The 17,411-nt window shown below is 40.4% G+C and carries 15 protein-coding genes and 1 pseudogene; 13 read left to right on the forward strand and 3 right to left on the reverse strand.

Annotated elements, in window-relative coordinates; translation table 11 throughout:
- Positions 1-4: 4 nt before the first annotated feature.
- The 4 genes from ACFJIZ_RS12325 to ACFJIZ_RS12340 all read left to right on the forward strand — a co-directional run bounded on the left by ACFJIZ_RS12325 (position 5) and on the right by ACFJIZ_RS12340 (position 5,023).
- Positions 5-1,333, forward strand: a complete 1,329-nt coding sequence (locus tag ACFJIZ_RS12325) for a glucoamylase family protein (RefSeq protein WP_379084291.1) — start codon at positions 5-7, stop codon at positions 1,331-1,333.
- A 95-nt stretch (positions 1,334-1,428) separates the two neighbouring features.
- Positions 1,429-1,836 carry a hypothetical protein gene (locus ACFJIZ_RS12330; RefSeq protein WP_379084294.1) on the forward strand — a complete coding sequence of 136 codons (408 nt, stop codon included), beginning with the start codon at positions 1,429-1,431 and terminating at the stop codon, positions 1,834-1,836.
- An 80-nt stretch (positions 1,837-1,916) separates the two neighbouring features.
- The gene (gene bglX, locus ACFJIZ_RS12335; RefSeq protein WP_379084297.1) at positions 1,917-4,226 is read left to right on the forward strand and encodes a beta-glucosidase BglX; all 2,310 of its coding nucleotides are present in this window, start codon (positions 1,917-1,919) and stop codon (positions 4,224-4,226) included.
- 20 nt (positions 4,227-4,246) lie between these two features.
- Positions 4,247-5,023: an alpha/beta hydrolase-fold protein gene (locus tag ACFJIZ_RS12340; RefSeq protein ID WP_379084300.1), complete on the forward strand. Its 777-nt coding sequence runs from the start codon at positions 4,247-4,249 to the stop codon at positions 5,021-5,023.
- Between the two features lie 150 nt (positions 5,024-5,173).
- Here the strand turns inward: ACFJIZ_RS12340 and ACFJIZ_RS12345 are convergent, their stop codons facing one another.
- Complete coding sequence (locus tag ACFJIZ_RS12345) at positions 5,174-5,902, reverse strand: YebC/PmpR family DNA-binding transcriptional regulator (protein ID WP_379084303.1); 729 nt, start codon at positions 5,900-5,902, stop codon at positions 5,174-5,176.
- A gap of 69 nt (positions 5,903-5,971) precedes the next feature.
- Positions 5,972-6,916, reverse strand: coding sequence for an NAD-dependent epimerase/dehydratase family protein (locus ACFJIZ_RS12350; protein WP_379084306.1), 945 nt, complete (start codon positions 6,914-6,916; stop codon positions 5,972-5,974).
- A 227-nt stretch (positions 6,917-7,143) separates the two neighbouring features.
- Here ACFJIZ_RS12350 and ACFJIZ_RS12355 point away from each other — a divergent pair, with 227 nt between their 5' ends.
- The 9 genes and pseudogenes from ACFJIZ_RS12355 (at position 7,144) to ACFJIZ_RS12395 (ending at position 16,668) form a co-directional block, all read left to right on the forward strand.
- Entirely contained in the window at positions 7,144-7,812 is a 669-nt protein-coding gene (locus tag ACFJIZ_RS12355; RefSeq protein WP_379084309.1) for a gluconate 2-dehydrogenase subunit 3 family protein, read from the forward strand.
- Positions 7,813-7,830: 18 nt separating this feature from the next.
- Positions 7,831-9,531, forward strand: a complete 1,701-nt coding sequence (locus tag ACFJIZ_RS12360) for a GMC oxidoreductase (protein WP_379084312.1) — start codon at positions 7,831-7,833, stop codon at positions 9,529-9,531.
- Between the two features lie 90 nt (positions 9,532-9,621).
- On the forward strand, positions 9,622-10,776 hold the full coding sequence (locus ACFJIZ_RS12365) for a Gfo/Idh/MocA family protein (RefSeq protein ID WP_379084315.1): 1,155 nt from the start codon (positions 9,622-9,624) through the stop codon (positions 10,774-10,776).
- 4 nt (positions 10,777-10,780) lie between these two features.
- The gene (locus ACFJIZ_RS12370; protein WP_379084318.1) at positions 10,781-11,833 is read left to right on the forward strand and encodes a sugar phosphate isomerase/epimerase family protein; all 1,053 of its coding nucleotides are present in this window, start codon (positions 10,781-10,783) and stop codon (positions 11,831-11,833) included.
- 6 nt (positions 11,834-11,839) lie between these two features.
- The gene (locus ACFJIZ_RS12375) at positions 11,840-12,223 is read left to right on the forward strand and encodes a c-type cytochrome (protein ID WP_379084321.1); all 384 of its coding nucleotides are present in this window, start codon (positions 11,840-11,842) and stop codon (positions 12,221-12,223) included.
- 25 nt (positions 12,224-12,248) lie between these two features.
- Entirely contained in the window at positions 12,249-13,706 is a 1,458-nt protein-coding gene (locus ACFJIZ_RS12380) for a Gfo/Idh/MocA family protein (protein WP_379084324.1), read from the forward strand.
- Positions 13,707-13,736: 30 nt separating this feature from the next.
- Positions 13,737-14,432: a DUF1080 domain-containing protein gene (locus ACFJIZ_RS12385; protein WP_379084327.1), complete on the forward strand. Its 696-nt coding sequence runs from the start codon at positions 13,737-13,739 to the stop codon at positions 14,430-14,432.
- 89 nt (positions 14,433-14,521) lie between these two features.
- Positions 14,522-15,756: pseudogene (locus ACFJIZ_RS12390) on the forward strand (MFS transporter).
- Between the two features lie 33 nt (positions 15,757-15,789).
- Entirely contained in the window at positions 15,790-16,668 is an 879-nt protein-coding gene (locus ACFJIZ_RS12395) for a sugar phosphate isomerase/epimerase family protein (protein ID WP_379084330.1), read from the forward strand.
- Here ACFJIZ_RS12395 and ACFJIZ_RS12400 read toward each other — a convergent pair whose 3' ends face one another.
- Positions 16,669-17,337 carry a YdcF family protein gene (locus ACFJIZ_RS12400; RefSeq protein ID WP_379084333.1) on the reverse strand — a complete coding sequence of 223 codons (669 nt, stop codon included), beginning with the start codon at positions 17,335-17,337 and terminating at the stop codon, positions 16,669-16,671.
- Positions 17,338-17,411: the final 74 nt, after the last annotated feature.

Below are 17,411 nucleotides of genomic sequence, written 5' to 3' on the forward strand. Positions count from 1 at the left end.
ACAAATGAAACTTTTATATACACTTTCTTTACTCATCGTACTCGCAACGAGTTGTCAGGCACAAACCGCTAAAAAAAAGAAACTAAGTGATGACCAATTGCTCACTTTGGTAGAGAAACAAACTTTTAATTATTTCTGGGACGGTGCCGAACCTATTTCGGGCTTAGCCAGAGAACGTTTCCACAGCGACAATGTATACAGAGAAAACGACAAGGATGTAATTGCTACAGGTGCCGTTGGTTTTGGTGTAATGTCGATATTGGTAGGTATCGAACGCAAGTTCATCACCAGGGCACAAGGATTAGAACGCTTACAAAAAGGCGTTGATTTTTTGGAGAAAGCAGACCGTTTCCATGGCGTATGGCCACACTGGATTTACCCAAGTGGAAAAGTCAAGCCTTTCAGCAAATTTGATGATGGCGGCGACCTCGTTGAAACGGCTTATTTGGCACAAGGGTTACTTTGTGTTCGCGAATATTTTAAAAATGGCAATGCACAAGAAAAAGCCCTTGCCGCAAAAGTAGACCAACTTTGGAAAGGCATAGATTGGAGCTGGTACAGAAACGGCGATAAAAATGTATTGTATTGGCACTGGAGCCCAAATGTAGGTTGGAAAATGAATTTTGCCCTAGAAGGTTATAACGAATGCCTGATTACTTATATCATGGCTGCAGCCTCTCCTACCCATACCATTCCGGCAGAAGTATACCATGAAGGCTGGGCCAGAAACGGGAAAATCAACACCAATATCAGTCCTTATGGCCATCCAATCAAATTGGCACACAATGGAGAAAAAAACAGCGTAGGGCCACTTTTCTGGTCGCAATACTCTTATTTGGGTTTAGATCCTCGTGGTTTAAAAGACCGCTACGCAGATTATTGGGCAGAAGGTAGAAACCATACGTTGGTTAATTACGATTATTGTGTAGCAAACCCTAAAAAGTTTAAAGGTTATGGGCCAAACTCATGGGGTTTAACTGCCAGCTATTCTGTTACTGGTTATTCTGGCCATAGTCCAACAAATGACTTAGGTGTAATTACACCAACAGCAGCCTTGTCATCTTATCCCTACACTCCAAAAGAATCAATGAAAATGATCAGGCATCTTTACGAAGACCTGGGCGATAAAGTTTGGGGAGAGTTTGGTTTTTACGATGCCTACAGCGAAACCGCCAATTGGTTTCCAAAACGTTATTTGGGTATTGACCAAGGGCCTATTGTAGTGATGATCGAAAATGGTAGAACAGGCCTGTTATGGAAATTATTTATGGGTGCCCCAGAAGTACAAACTGGATTAAAAAAATTAGGTTTTACCAGTCCGGCCATCAAATAACTAAGTTTAACTATACAAACAGCTCGATATTAAGCCTTAAAATAAATTTAAAATGTTTAGCCACTTTATAATTTTTCAACCTTAAAACCTAAATCATGAAAAAAATTATTCAAGTCTTATGTCTATTTGCAATCGTTGTAGGAATAACTACTCCTATTTCGGCCAGCAAAAATCACAACAATGCTGTAAAGTTGACCAACAAACAAACCATGGTAGACTTTGTAGCTTACAACAGTACCTCAACTACTGCATGGGTATATTTATATAATACCGTAACAGATGAAGGAAACTACTACAGTGTGCCTGCCAATACGCCACCAAGCGGAACAGTGATTGGACAAATTCCTTATAATGATGATATTTATACTGGAACCGTACAACTAGAAGATGCTTCCTATAGAACCATTCAACTCTATCATGCCCGCGGTGTGGGTATCAATACCTTAAATGGTACAGACCTGGCCATTGGCTGTGGTGCCTGTGCATTTGTAAGCATCGACTAAATCAACTTAAAAGTGGTTAAACATTTAATATAAAAGCAATTACAATCTATCTATACTAATAATACACAAATTATAATCCAATGAAAAAAATCAGTCACTTCCTTTTATTAGCCGTTTTCATATCGGGTTCTGCTGTAGCGCAGCAGAAAAAAACAATTCCCGCAGCTCAACAACAAATGGATAAGTTCATCAGTACACTTATGTCAAAAATGACAATTGATGAAAAAATTGGTCAATTGAATCTGCCTAGCTCAGGCGATATCACTACTGGCCAAGCCAATAGTTCTAACATCAGTAAAAATATCAGAGAAGGACAAGTGGGTGGTTTATTTAACATCAAAGGGGTAGATAAAATAAGGGCTGTTCAAAAGATTGCCGTAGAAAACAGCCGAATGAAAATCCCATTGCTTTTTGGAATGGATGTGATACATGGGTATCATACCGTATTTCCGATTCCATTGGGTTTAAGTAGTACTTGGGACATGGCCGCCATTAAAAAATCAGCTAGGATTGCTGCTGTAGAGGCCAGTGCCAGTGGGATCAACTGGACCTTTGCACCAATGGTTGATATTGCCAGAGATCCACGTTGGGGCCGCGTTTCTGAAGGAAGTGGAGAAGACCCTTATTTAGGTTCGCAGATTGCCAAAGCTATGGTAACTGGCTTTCAAGGTAGGTTGCAGGCCAATAACGAGATCTTAGCCTGTGTGAAACACTATGCACTTTATGGAGCTGCAGAAGCTGGAAGAGATTATAATCCAGGCGACATGAGCCGGGTAAAGATGTTCAACGAGTATCTTCCACCTTATAAAGCCGCTATCGATGCCGGTTCTGCGAGCATCATGGCTTCTTTTAACGAGGTAGAAGGAATCCCAGCTACAGCCAGCAAATGGTTAATGACAGATATCTTGCGTAAACAATGGGGCTTTAAAGGCTTCGTAGTAACCGATTATACAGGTATCCCAGAAATGATCGATCATGGAATGGGCGACCTACAAACTGTTTCTGCTTTAGCGTTAAATGCTGGTGTAGATATGGATATGGTTGGCGATGGATTTGTAGGTACCTTAAAAAAATCATTGGCCGAGAAAAAAGTAACCTTGGCGCAGATCAACAATGCCTGTCGCTTAATTTTAGAAGCAAAATACAAATTGGGTCTTTTTACAGATCCTTATAAGTTTTGTGATGAATCAAGAGCAGCAAAAGAGGTTTTCACTCCAGAGAACCGTCAATCGGCCCGCGAAATTGCAGCTGAAAGTTTTGTATTGTTAAAGAACAAAAACAACATATTGCCTTTAAAAAAATCTGGCACCATCGGTCTAGTTGGTCCATTGATGGACAATACAGCCAATATGTTCGGTACATGGAGCGTAGCGGCCATGCCTGATATCGCCGACAAATCGATCACCGTTTTACAAGGATTAAAAACTGCTTTGGGTGCCCAGGCAAATATCATCACTGCTCGTGGATCTAACTTCTTAGCCGATGCTACCTTAGAGAACCGTTATGTAAATATCCATAACCCTACTTATAAACACGATCCAAGACCAGAAGCTGAGATGATCAAAGAGGCATTGGAAGTGGCCAAAAAATCGGATGTGGTGGTAGCAGTACTAGGCGAAGGTTCTGAGTTTAGTGGCGAAAGCAGTAGTGTAACCAATATTGAAATTCCTGAAACACAGAAAAACCTGTTGAAAGAATTGGCCAAAACAGGTAAACCAATCGTGTTGGTTTTATTTACTGGTCGTCCATTGGCTTTGAAATGGGAGGAAGAAAATATACCAGCAATCTTAAACGTATGGTTCCCAGGTAGCGAAGCAGGAAATGCAATTGCGGATGTTTTATTTGGCGATGTCAATCCTTCGGGAAAACTGACTGCAACTTTTCCTCAGAACATCGGACAGATCCCATTGTATTATGCACACAAAAATACAGGTCGCCCATTGGCAGAAGGAAAATGGTTTACCAAATTCCGTTCTAATTATTTAGACGTAAGCAACGACCCTCTTTATCCTTTTGGTTATGGCTTGAGCTATACTACATTTAACTTTAGCGATATCAAATTAAGTTCAAACACCTTGAGCAAAGGCAAAAGTATTACGGCAACTGTAACATTGACCAATACAGGTAAATACGATGGCAAGGAAGTGGTTCAGCTTTACATCAGAGATCTGGTTGCGAGCATTACCCGTCCGGTTAAAGAGTTAAAAGGTTTCCAGAAAATCGCTTTGAAATCGGGCGAGAGTAAACAAGTGAGTTTTACGCTTACGGAAGAAGACCTTAAATTCTACAATTCTGATTTAAAGTTTGTAGCCGAGCCAGGCGATTTTAAATTGTTTATCGGTGCCAATTCTAGAGACGTAAAAGAAGTTGATTTTAAACTGACCAAATAAATCGAAATCTGATTAAAAAAATGAAAAAGATCATCCCATTCCTACTTTGCTGTTTTGCTATTTCTACTGCGCTTGCCCAGGATTTCTCAAAATTTAAAAAAGAGAATTTTATCCAAGGAAACGATACGTTAAAATATAGAATCCTATACCCAGAGAATTTTGATGCCAACAAAAAATACCCTGTTGTATTCTTTTTACATGGCAGGGGCGAAAGTGGAAATGACAATGAAAAGCAGTTGACGCATGGGGCTAAAATGTTCTTAACCGACGATTTCAGAAAGAACTTCCCTGCTGTTGTGGTCTTCCCTCAATGCGCCGAAGAAAGCTATTGGGCCAATGTAGAGATCGACATCGTCAACACTAAACGTTTTTTCACCTTTGTAAAAGATGGAAAGCCAACAAAATCGATGAGCCTTTTACTAAAGCTCACAGACCAGTTGGTAAAAAAACCTTTTGCTGATCAGAATAAGACCTATGTAGGTGGTTTGTCTATGGGTGGTATGGGTACATTCGAGATCCTAAGGCGTTTGCCTAAAACTTTTGCAGCGGCCTTTGCCATCTGCGGTGGTCATCATATTGCAAATGCCAAAAAATACCAACATGTGCCTTTATGGATTTTCCACGGAGGACTGGATGATGTGGTTAGCCCTCAGTTTTCTTTTGGCATTTATAGAGAATTGAAAAAAATGGGACACGAGCCTAAATTTAACGTGTACCTCAAAGCCAACCACAACAGTTGGGATTCTGCCTTTGCAGAACCAGAATTATTGCCTTGGTTGTTTAGCAACCATAAATAAAAGTAAAGTTTATATAGTTAGTTAATTGGTCGAGACCTAGTGTCTCGGCCTTTTGTTTTATACACCCTTACAAATACAAAAGCCCTAAGTATAATTTACTTAGGGCTTTTACGTTATATAATATATTGTCTAGCTATAGAAGACTACCTTTTATTCAGCCATATTGTGATATACAGCCTGTACATCATCATCTTCTTCTAATTTATCAATTAGTTTTAAAACATCTAATGCTTGCTCTTCAGAAACCGGGTGGTGCGACAATGCGATACGCTCTAACTTAGAACTTTTCAGCTCGATTCCTTTTTCTTCCAATGCCTTTTGCATCGAGCCAAAGTTTTCGAAAGCTGCCTGCGCAACGGCTACATCATTTCCCTCTTCATCAGCCTCCACATATAATTCTTCCAAGCCTGCGTCAATCAGTTCAAATTCCAATTCTTCAAGATCCATATCTTCTGTAGGTACAAACCTGAAGATAGATTTACGGTTAAACACAAAATCCAATGAACCCGTTTTGCCTAATGTTCCGTTGGTTTTGTTGAAATAACTACGCACATTGGCCACCGTACGGTTGGTATTGTCTGTAGCAGTTTCAATCAGTACAGCAACCCCATGTGGAGCATAACCTTCGTATACGATTTCTTCATAATTGGCCATCGATTTATCAGAAGCACGCTTGATTGCCGCCTCTACCCTATCTTTTGGCATGTTAACCGCCTTTGCATTCTGCATTGCGGTACGTAAACGAGAGTTGGTTTCTGGACTGCTGCCACCATCTTTCACAGCCATTACAATATCCTTTCCGATACGTGTAAACTGTACAGCCATTTTAGCCCAACGCTTAAATTTTCTTTCTTTTCTAAATTCGAATGCTCTTCCCATTTTAGTATCAAGTATTTGGTATGGAATGATGAGCGTTGAGATCTTCAACCTCAAATTCCTATACCTTATTTATTTCTTTAAGTTTTTTAACATGTTTTCTGTCATGTTCGCCAGATCAAATTCTGGTTTCCATAACCAATCCTTTTTTGCAAAACTATCGTCAATAGATTTTGGCCAGCTATCTGCAATAGCTTGACGTGGATCATTTTCGGTGTAAGTTAATTTAAATTCTGGTATATGTTTACGAATTTCTGCTGCCAAAACTTCTGGCGTAAAACTTACTCCTGCAAAATTATAACTAGACCTGATGCCAATCTGCGCTGCTGGTGCATCCATCAACTCGATCGTACCTCTGATCGCATCGTCCATATACATCATCGGCAGTTCTGTGGTTGCAGATAAAAACGAAGCATAACTTCCTTTTTTTAAGGCCTCATGAAAAATATGGATCGCATAATCGGTTGTTCCTCCCCCTGGGGCAGCCTTCCAACTGATCAATCCTGGGTAACGGATACTTCTTACGTCCAAGTTATATTTCTGATGGTAATATTCGCACCAACGTTCTCCAGCTAATTTACTAATTCCGTAAACCGTATTGGGATCCATGGTGCAATATTGTGGTGTATTTTCTTTTGGCGAGTTTGGACCAAAAACGGCAATTGAACTTGGCCAATAAACTTTTGCTGTTTTATACACCAAGGCCAGATCAAGTACGTTCAACAGGCCGTTCATGTTCAAATCCCAAGCTAATTTTGGGTTTTGTTCGCCTGTGGCAGACAATAGCGCAGCCAATAGGTAAACTTGCGTCGGTTTATATTTTTGAAAGATCTCTTTTAAAATCTCTTTATCTAAAACGTTTACAAATTCAAATGGCCCAGCATTTTTAGTCTCGTAATCAGGTCTTCTAATATCGCATGCAATTACATTATCATTCTGATAAGCCTTTCGCAAAGCGGTAACCAATTCAGTTCCAATTTGTCCATTAGAACCTAAAACCAATATCTTTTCGTTCATACAATCATGGGTATGGCAACAAAGGTAAAAAAATGCGTCAAACCTTATAATAGGTAAAACGTTTTATTAATGTAAACTAATTTTTACAATTGCCGTATTGGCTCCACATCCACCTAAGTGTATTTTGTACAATATTAAGACCTAGAGTCTTTATAAATTAATGCAATAGATGCTCATTCTTCATATTTTTTAATTAATTTAATTGCACAAAACCTAACTATAATCGTATGGACAGAAGAGAAGCCGTAAAAAGTGTCGCTTTTTTAATTGGAGGGGCATTATCTGCCACCACAATCGCTACTTTATTCGACAGCTGTAATGAACCCGGAAAAACCAACGGAAGCCTTTTCACTACAGACCAAGAAAAATTAGTTGCTGAAATTGCCGATATCATCATTCCTACTACCCAAAAATCGCCTGGTGCCAAAGCAGCCAATGTAGGACCATTTATTACCATGATGGTTAAAGATTGTTATCCTGAAGATGCTCAAAAAGCCTTTGTAAAAGGTCTGGAAGACATTGAAACCAGATCGAAAAAAGATTTCGGAAAATCATTCCTCGACATTTCTGTAAAAGAACGCGAACAGCTCATTACAAAAGTACGTGATGAAACCGTTGCCGCCCAAAAAGAGGAAAACGATAAAAATGCCGCAGCTGCGAAACTAGAACAAGATACCAAGGCTGCTGCTCCTGAAAAAGAAAAAGCGGGCAACCCAATGGCAGCCAAAGAGAAACCAAAAACAACACCTCAGTTTTTTGCCATTGCCAGAGACTTGACCATGTTGGGTTTCTTTACTTCAGAAGTGGGTGCAACAAAAGCATATGAATTTGTTGAAATCCCTGGCCGTTACGATGGCTGTGTTGACCTTAAACCAGGTCAAAGAGTTTATGCATAAACCTTATCCCATTTGATAATGAACTTAAATATAAAAGCAACAGCAGAAAACACTTACGATGCCATTGTTGTAGGATCTGGAATAAGTGGAGGTTGGGCAGCAAAAGAACTGACTGAAAAAGGATTAAAAGTATTGCTACTAGAACGTGGCAGAAACATAGAACATATTAAAGATTATACCACGGCCATGAAAAAGCCTTGGGAATTTGAACACCGTGGCAGGTTAACCGAAGCGCAAAAGGCAACTCACCCTGTCCAAAAAAGAGATTATCCCTATCAAGAATACAATGAAAGTTTTTGGGTAAACGACTTGGAATGCCCATATACCGAAGTTAAAAGATTCGACTGGTACCGTGGTTTTCACGTAGGTGGAAAATCTTTGATGTGGGGCCGCCAAAGTTACCGCTTAAGCGACCTGAACTTTGAAGAAAATGCAAAAGACGGACATGGCGTAGATTGGCCGATCCGTTACAAAGACATTGCTCCTTGGTATGATTATGCAGAGAAATTTGCAGGCATTAGTGGCTCTGTAGAAAACTACCCTCACTTTCCTGATGGACATTTTTTACCGCCAATGGAAATGAACTGTGTAGAAAAATCGGTTAAACAACGTATTGAAGAGAAATATAAAAGAGCAAGGATCATGACCATTGGTCGCACGGCCAACCTTACCGTAGAACATGGTGGTAGGGGCAGTTGCCAATACAGGAACCTATGTAGCCGTGGCTGTCCATTTGGTGCTTATTTCAGCACCCAGTCTTCTACCCTTCCTGCGGCTATGGCTACAGGCAATTTAAAACTACGTCCTTTCTCTATTGTAAACGAAATTATTTACGACAAAGAAACCCAAAAAGCCAAAGGTGTACGCATTATAGATGCCGAGACTAATGAGCACATCGAATATTTTGCCAAGATCGTTTTTGTGAATGGTTCTACTTTGGGTACTACTTTCTTATTGTTAAATTCTACTTCGGCAGAACACCCTAATGGCTTAGGAAACGGCAGTGGCGAATTGGGCCATAACTTAATGGACCACCATTTCCGCTGTGGGGCCTCCGGTCAGGCAGAAGGTTTTGACGATAAATATACCTATGGCAAAAGAGCCAATGGAATTTATATTCCACGTTACAGAAATGTAGGCAACGACAAACGTGATTATGTACGTGGTTTTGGTTATCAAGGTGGTGCAAGTCGCTCTGGCTGGCACAATGACATTGCCGAGTTGGCTTTTGGTGGCGATTTTAAAGACCTGATCTCTACACCTGGAATCTGGAACATGGGCTTAGGTGGTTTTGGAGAATCATTACCTTATCACGAAAATCGTGTTTACATCGATAAAAGCAAAAAAGACAAATGGGGACAACCTGTATTGGCTATTGATTGCGAATTTAAAGACAACGAATTTAAGATGCGTAAAGACATGATGAACGACGCAGCAGAAATGCTAGAAGCAGCGGGCATCAAAAAAGTGTCAACTTACGATAATGGTTCAACACCAGGTATGGCCATTCACGAAATGGGTACGGCCAGAATGGGCAAAGACCCTAAAACTTCGGTGTTGAACAAATGGAATCAAATGCACGAAGTTAAAAATGTGTTTGTAACCGATGGATCATGTATGCCTTCGGCAGCATGTCAAAATCCATCATTAACGTATATGGCTTTAACCGCTAGGGCATGCGATTATGCCGTTAGCGAATTAAAGAAAGGAAATATTTAAAAAAGGCAAAAGGTAGAAAGATTAAGGTATAAGGTTTGTTTAATCAAACCCTATACCTTACACCCCAAACCCTACACCTATATAATTATGATGCAGCAAAAGATAAGAATGGGAATGATCGGCGGCGGAAAACAGGCCTTTATTGGGGCGGTCCATCGCATGGCGGCAAACCTAGATGGTTTAATAGAACTTTGTTGTGGTGCCCTAAGCAGCAACCCAGAAACAGCAAAACTATCGGGTAAAGACTTGTTTCTACCCGCAGACAGGAGTTATGGAAGCTACCAAGAAATGTTTAGTGCCGAAAGCCAATTGCCAGCAAACGAAAGAATGCATTTTGTAAGCATTGTTACCCCCAATCACCTGCATTTTGAACCTGCAATGATGGCTTTGGAACATGGTTTTAATGTGGTGATAGATAAGCCGATTACTTTTAGCCTTACAGAGGCCAAAGCCTTGCAACAAAAGGTAGAAGAAACAGGCTTATTGCTGTGCTTAACACATACCTATTCAGGCTATCCGATGGTTAAACAGGCCAAGCAGATGGTAAAAGATGGTGTTTTTGGCAAAATCAGAAAGGTATGTGTCGAATATCCGCAAGGTTGGTTAAGTCTACCTGCACAAAGTGATAACAAACAAGCAGCCTGGCGTACAGACCCTAACAAAAGTGGTATAAGCGGTTGCATGGGCGATATAGGTACACATGCCGCACAATTGGCAGAATATATTTCTGGCTTAGAAATCAGTAAAATTTGTGCCGACCTAAATACTGTAGTACCAGACAGGGCATTAGACGACGATGGCAATGTTCTGTTGAAATTCAATAATGGGGCCAATGGAATCTTAATGGCTTCACAGATTGCAGCTGGCGAAGAAAATGCACTAAAAATTTATGTGTATGGAGAAAAAGGTGGTATCGAATGGCACCAGATGGAACCAAATACCTTAATTGTAAAATGGTTAGACCAACCTACCCAAATCTATAGAACAGGCAATGCTTATTTAAGCAACATCGCACAATTTAATAGCAGGACACCAGCCGGCCATCCAGAAGGATACCTAGAAGCTTTTGCCAATATTTACAAAAACTTTGCCCTTACCTTACTGGCCCAACAAAGTGGAGTAAAGCCTACAGCTGAAATGTTGGATTTCCCTACAGCAAAAGATGGTGTACGTGGGATGGCATTTATAGAGAATGTAGTGGCCTCGAGCAAATCGGACCTGAAATGGTTTGATTTTAAAATTTAAAACAATGACAACGATACAAGGACCAGCCATATTTTTAGCCCAATTTATTGGAGACCAAGCCCCATTTAATTCATTAGATGGAATCTGCCAATGGGCAGCAGATTTAGGTTTCAAAGGCATACAAATGCCCACTTTAGACAAACGTTTTATAGACCTCAAATTAGCAGCAGAAAGTAAGACCTATGCAGATGAACTCACCGCAAAGGTTGCAGCCCATGGCTTGGTCATGACCGAGCTTTCTACACACCTGCAGGGACAATTGGTAGCTGTTAATCCAGCTTATGATCAATTATTTGATGCTTTTGCAGCTGATGAGGTAAAGAACAATCCAAAAGCCAGAACCGAATGGGCCATCCAGCAATTAAAATACGCAGCAAAGGCTTCGCAGAATTTAGGTTTAAATGCACATGCCACTTTTAGCGGTTCGCTGTTATGGCATACTTTCCATCCTTGGCCACAAAGACCAGCAGGATTGGTAGAAGATGGCTTTACCGAACTGGCCAAACGCTGGCTACCCATTTTAAATGAGTTTGACAATTGTGGGGTTGATGTTTGTTACGAAATCCACCCTGGGGAAGACCTATTTGATGGCGAAACCTACGAAATGTTCTTAGATAAGGTTAACCAACATCAAAGGGCCTGTTTGCTTTACGACCCATCACACTTTGTATTGCAACAACTAGATTATATCCAATACATCGATTTTTATCACGAAAGAATCAAGGCCTTCCATGTAAAAGATGCCGAATTTAACCCTACGGGCAAACAAGGCACTTTCGGAGGTTACCAAAGCTGGGCAAACAGAGCTGGCAGATACCGTTCGCCAGGTGATGGACAGGTAGATTTTAAACGTATCTTTAGTAAATTGGCACAATACGATTTTAAGGGTTGGGCCGTAATGGAGTGGGAATGCTGCATTAAGGATTCGGAAACCGGTGCTAGAGAAGGTGCCGAATTTATCAAAAACCACATTATCCCGGTAACCGCCAAAGCATTTGACGACTTTGCGGCATCGGGGGGAGATTTAAATTTTAACAAAACAATTTTAGGCATATAGATTACCATGAAGAAAACACTTTTATTTTTAAGCGCAATCACTTTATTTTTAGCAGCTTGTGGTGGCTCAAGTACAGAGCAAACCAGCAGTTCGAGTTCAACAGCCAGTACCCCAACGGAATCAAAAGCGCCGATGGAACCGGGCGAATTATTGATCGTCAAATCAGATTGTGTGGGCTGCCACCATACAGAAAACAAACTGATCGGGCCTTCTTACAAAGACATTGCAGCCAAATATCCTGCAACTGAAGCAAACATCAGCCTATTGGCAGGCAAGATGATCAAAGGTGGCAAAGGTGTTTGGGGTCCGGTACCAATGACACCACACTCAAAAATCACCGAAGATGATGCTAAATTGATGACCAAGTATATCTTATCGTTAAAAAAATAACATCGAACATAAAAAATCAGCCCAAATGGATAATGTAAAAAAAGAAACCGAAGCAACAAGCAGACGCGATTTCCTGAAGACTGGGGCAATTGCAACCGCTGCATTTATGATCGTTCCACGCCATGTTTTAGGTGGACAAGGATTTTTAGCACCAAGTGATCGTTTGATCATTGCAGGCGTAGGTGTTGGTGGTAAAGGTAAAAGTGATATTGCTATGTTTGCGCAAAGTGGCAAAGCCGATATTGGTTTCCTTTGCGATGTAGATACACGTAGAGCTGCAGATAGCGTAAAAGCTTTCCCTAAAGCGAAATTCTACAAAGATTGGAGAGAAATGTACGACAAAGAACACAAAAACTTTGACGCTGTTTCTGTTTCTACACCAGACCATAACCATGCGGTTCAAACCTTGGCGGCCATGCAATTGGGCAAACACGTATATGTTCAAAAACCATTAACCCATGATATTTATGAGGCCCGTGCTTTAACGGCAGCCGCTAAAAAATACAAAGTGGTTACACAAATGGGTAACCAAGGAGCTTCTAACGATGGTCCACGCCAAATGAAAGAATGGTACGATGCAGGTTTGATTGGGGATGTACATACCGTATATGCATGGACAGACCGCCCGGTTTGGCCACAAGGTATTCCGTGGTCGGCCAATAAAGCTGATATTCCTAAAGAACTAGATTGGGACCTTTGGTTAGGCACTGCTCCATTTAAAGACTATGTAGAAAAATTAGTGCCATTTAACTGGCGCGGCTGGTGGGATTATGGAACAGGTGCCTTAGGCGATATGGGTTGCCACTTATTGGAAGCTCCATTTAGCGTACTCAATTTAAAATATGCAAGCGAAGTGCAGGCTAGCGTTGGCTCTGTCTATATAGATGAGTTTAAACGTGGCTATTTCCCCGACAGCTGTCCTCCTTCTAGTCATGTAACCCTAAAATTCCCTAAAACCAACAAAACCAAAGGTGATGTAACGGTACATTGGATGGATGGTGGTATACAGCCAGAAAGACCTGAGGAACTACAGGCCAACGAAACTTTTGGCGACGGTGGTAATGGAACCTTATTTATTGGTACCAAAGGCAAAATGATGAGCAGCACCTATAGTGCCAACCCTCGTTTGTTGCCATTGAGCAAAAATGCGAACATTAAGGTAGCTGAAAAATTTGCACGTGTAAAAGATCAGGCCAACGGTCACTACGCTCAATGGGTAGAGGCCTGTATTGCAGGGCATGGTAAAAATGAGCTAAGTTCTCCTTTTGAAATTGCTGGTCCTTTGACTGAGGCTTTATTGATGGCAAATCTAGCCATCCGTGGGGCTGATGTACAACGCAAAGCTGCTGATGGAAAAATTACTTATCCTGGAAGATATACCAAGTTACTTTGGGACAATGAGCAGATGAAAGTGACCAATTTTGACGATGTGAACCAATTTGTGAAGAGAGAATATCGCCAAGGCTGGACTTTGGGCGCTTAACATTTAACAATCAACCTAAACTCATCAATAATGAAACAATTCTTATTATCGACAATACTAGTAGCTACCATAGGTTTTGGCGCTACAGCACAAACTAAAAAAGAAAAAGGGTTTACCGCTCTTTTTGATGGTAAAACTACCAAAGGCTGGCATACTTACAACAAAACTACCGTAGGTTCGGCTTGGGAAGTACAAGATGGTGCTTTACACATGAGCCCTACCAAAAAAGGTGCTGATGGTGGTGGCGACTTGGTTTCGGACAAAGCCTATTCAAATTTTCATTTAAAATTAGAATGGAAAGTAGCGCCAAAGGCAAACAGTGGGGTTATCTTTTATGTACATGAAGACCCTAAATACGGACAAACGTACTTAACCGGACCTGAAATGCAAGTGTTGGACAATGATGGACATCCTGATGGCAAGATCACCAAACACAGGGCTGGAGATTTGTACGATATGATCAAAAGTACTTCTGAACCGGTTAAACCAGTTGGCGAATGGAACAAAGCAGAGATCATTAGCAATAAAGGAAAACTGACCTTTATTTTAAATGGTGTAAAAGTAGTAAATACCACCATGTGGGATGACAATTGGAAAGCATTGATCGCAGGTAGCAAATTTGCCAAATGGGAAGGTTTTGGAACCTACAAAACTGGCAAGATCGCCCTTCAAGACCATGGCGATGATGTTTGGTACAAAAACATCATGATCAAAGAACTAAAATAGAAAGGTTAAAGGCAGTAAGGTAAAAGGCGTAAGGTTAATTGCGCCATGCACCTTAAACCCAAAACCCTATACCTTAAACCTTAAAAAAAATGAACCCAACTATCCGAATCAAACTGTCATTGATGATGTTCCTAGAATTTTTTATCTGGGGCGCATGGTTTGTAACATTAGGTACTTTTTTAGCAGCAAATCTAACCGCCTCAGGTTCGCAGACTGCTGCAGTTTTCTCTACCCAATCTTGGGGAGCCATCATCGCACCATTCATTATCGGCCTTATTGCAGACCGTTATTTTAATGCAGAGAAAATTTTGGGCATCCTGCACCTCATCGGTGCCATATTGATGTATCAGATGTACAAAGCAACTGACATTACTGTATTTTATCCTTATGTATTTGCCTACATGGTATTGTATATGCCAACATTGGCCTTGGTTAACTCTGTTTCCTTTAACCAGATGAAAGACCCAGAAAAAGAGTTTTCGACCATCAGGATCTGGGGTACATTAGGTTGGATCGCGGCGGGGTTGTTGATCAGTTACTATTTCCACTGGGATTCTCAAGCAGGTACAGGTGCGGGTCTGTTAAAAAACACTTTTTTAATGGCAGGTATTGCTTCTTTGGTTTTGGGCGTATTTAGTTTTGCCTTGCCAAAAACACCACCTAAAGTGGCTACAGGAGAAAAAGTAAAAGTTTCGGAGTTGTTGGGTCTAGATGCCTTAAAACTATTAAAAGATAAAAACTTCTTGATTTTTTTGTATCATCCATCTTGATCTGTATCCCTTTGGCTTTTTATTATCAAAATGCCAACTTGTTCCTGTCGACCATTGGGGTAGATAATCCTACGGGTAAAATGACCATCGGACAAGCTTCTGAAGTCTTGTTCTTGTTGTTTATTCCTATTTTCTTCAAAAAATTCGGCTTCAAAAAAACAATCTTGGTTGGCATGATTGCTTGGGCCATCCGTTATGTATTTTTTGCCTATGGTAATGCAGGCGAACTGAGTTTTATGTTGATATTGGGTATCGCTTTACATGGCATCTGTTATGATTTCTTCTTTGTTTCTGGCCAGATTTATACCAATTCTAAAGCAGGCGAACGTTTTAAAAGTTCGGCACAAGGATTGATTACCCTAGCTACCTATGGCATTGGCATGCTGATCGGTTTTGCTATCGCAGGCATGATCAAAGATAGTTATGCTTATGCCGATGGCAGTGGCTTCGATTGGAAAATAATCTGGATCATTCCTGCAGTTATCGCTTTTGTGGTATTTCTTTTGTTTGCCCTTTTATTTAATGATAAAACCAAAACAGAAACCAACGTTTAAACCTTATTCGTCTAACCCCTTCAATTCTAAGATATGAATTCTAGAAGAACCTTTATCAAACAATCAAGTATATTGGCCGCTAGTGTTGCCTTAATGCCATCGTTGGCATGTTCAATAGAAAAAGCTAAACATGCGGTCGGCCTGCAATTGTACAGCTTAAGAGACCTCATCCCTAAAGATGTAAAAGGAATCATTGCCAAAGTAGCCGAAATTGGCTACAAAGAAGTAGAAACCTTTGATTATTCTTTAAAGAACAAATTTTGGGGATTAGATCCTAAGGCATTTGCAGCATTGTTAAAACAGCACGGTTTAAAAGCACCAAGCGGACACTATGAAATGGACCACTTTATTGATGGTAAAAACCCAGATGTACTGAAAGCCTATATTGAGGCAGCAAATATTACCGGTGGCGAATACATTACCGTTCCTTATCTGCAGGCACCACTCAGAAAAACAGCCGACGATTTTAAAAAGATTGCTGCGAAATTAAATGAAGGAGGAACTTTATGCAAAGCTTCTGGTTTAAAACTGGCTTACCATAACCACGATTTTGAGTTTACCAAATTTGGGGATACAACAGGTTATGAAATCCTATTGAACGAAACAGATAAAAACCTGGTAGATTTCGAACTAGACCTTTATTGGGCAGTTAGATCTGCAGCCGATCCGCTAGCCTTGTTTAAAGCTCATCCCAACAGGTTTAAGATGTGGCATGTAAAGGATATTGACAAAATGGATAAAAATGTAAATACGGAAATTGGACAAGGAGCCATAGATTTTAAACCCATATTTGCACAAGCGAAATTGGCCGGAGTAAAACACTATTTTGTAGAACATGAGTTCAATTACAAACCTGATGAGTTAGGCTCTGTTAAAACCAGCTTCAACTATGTAAATACACAGTTGCTATAACTATACCCTAAACTTATCCACTACCAGACCAATCCATTCCTTAAAAATCAACTCCCAATTGCTTAAAACTTCGGCACTTGGAACAATAAAATCTGTCCAACCAAATTCGGTTTTTCCGATAAAATTGGTTGGATAGTAATTTAAGTTTTCACCAAAATATTTAGAAAAGATAAGTTTGGCCCTTGGAATATGCCAAGCACTGGTAATTACCAAGACCTTAGCCTGAGGTGCTTCCTTTTTTAGCAATTGATAACAATTGGCTGCATTTTCTATGGTATTCCTACTTTGGTTTTCTATAATTAGGGCAGAGTCGGGAATACCAATTTCTTTAAGATAATCATGTGCCACATCAGCCTCTTTAACACCTACACCTGTTAAACTCCCATTGCCACTGGTAATCAAGATTCTTTTTATTTTTCCTTTTTTGTACAAAGACAATGTTTGGAACAAGCGGTCGCCACTTGAGGCAAAGCTGATTTGGTTGTTCCTGGTATTGATTCCAGAAAATCCTCCCAGAACAATGCCAACATCGTAAGTATGATTTGGTGGATAATCAGCTTCGTAGGCATTGGCCACTTTACCAAAAATAAATCCATTCGAAAACAATAACAGCACCACTACTCCTGCAATCAACAATCGCTTACGTTTCCATGCACTTTTATTAAACAATGCGAAAATAAATAAACAACAAGACCAAATTAAGGGTTTGATCAGAAACAGTAGTACTTTAGAGAGAATGAAAA

The sequence above is a fragment of the Pedobacter sp. UC225_65 genome (assembly GCF_042698365.1).
Lineage (GTDB): Bacteria > Bacteroidota > Bacteroidia > Sphingobacteriales > Sphingobacteriaceae > Pedobacter.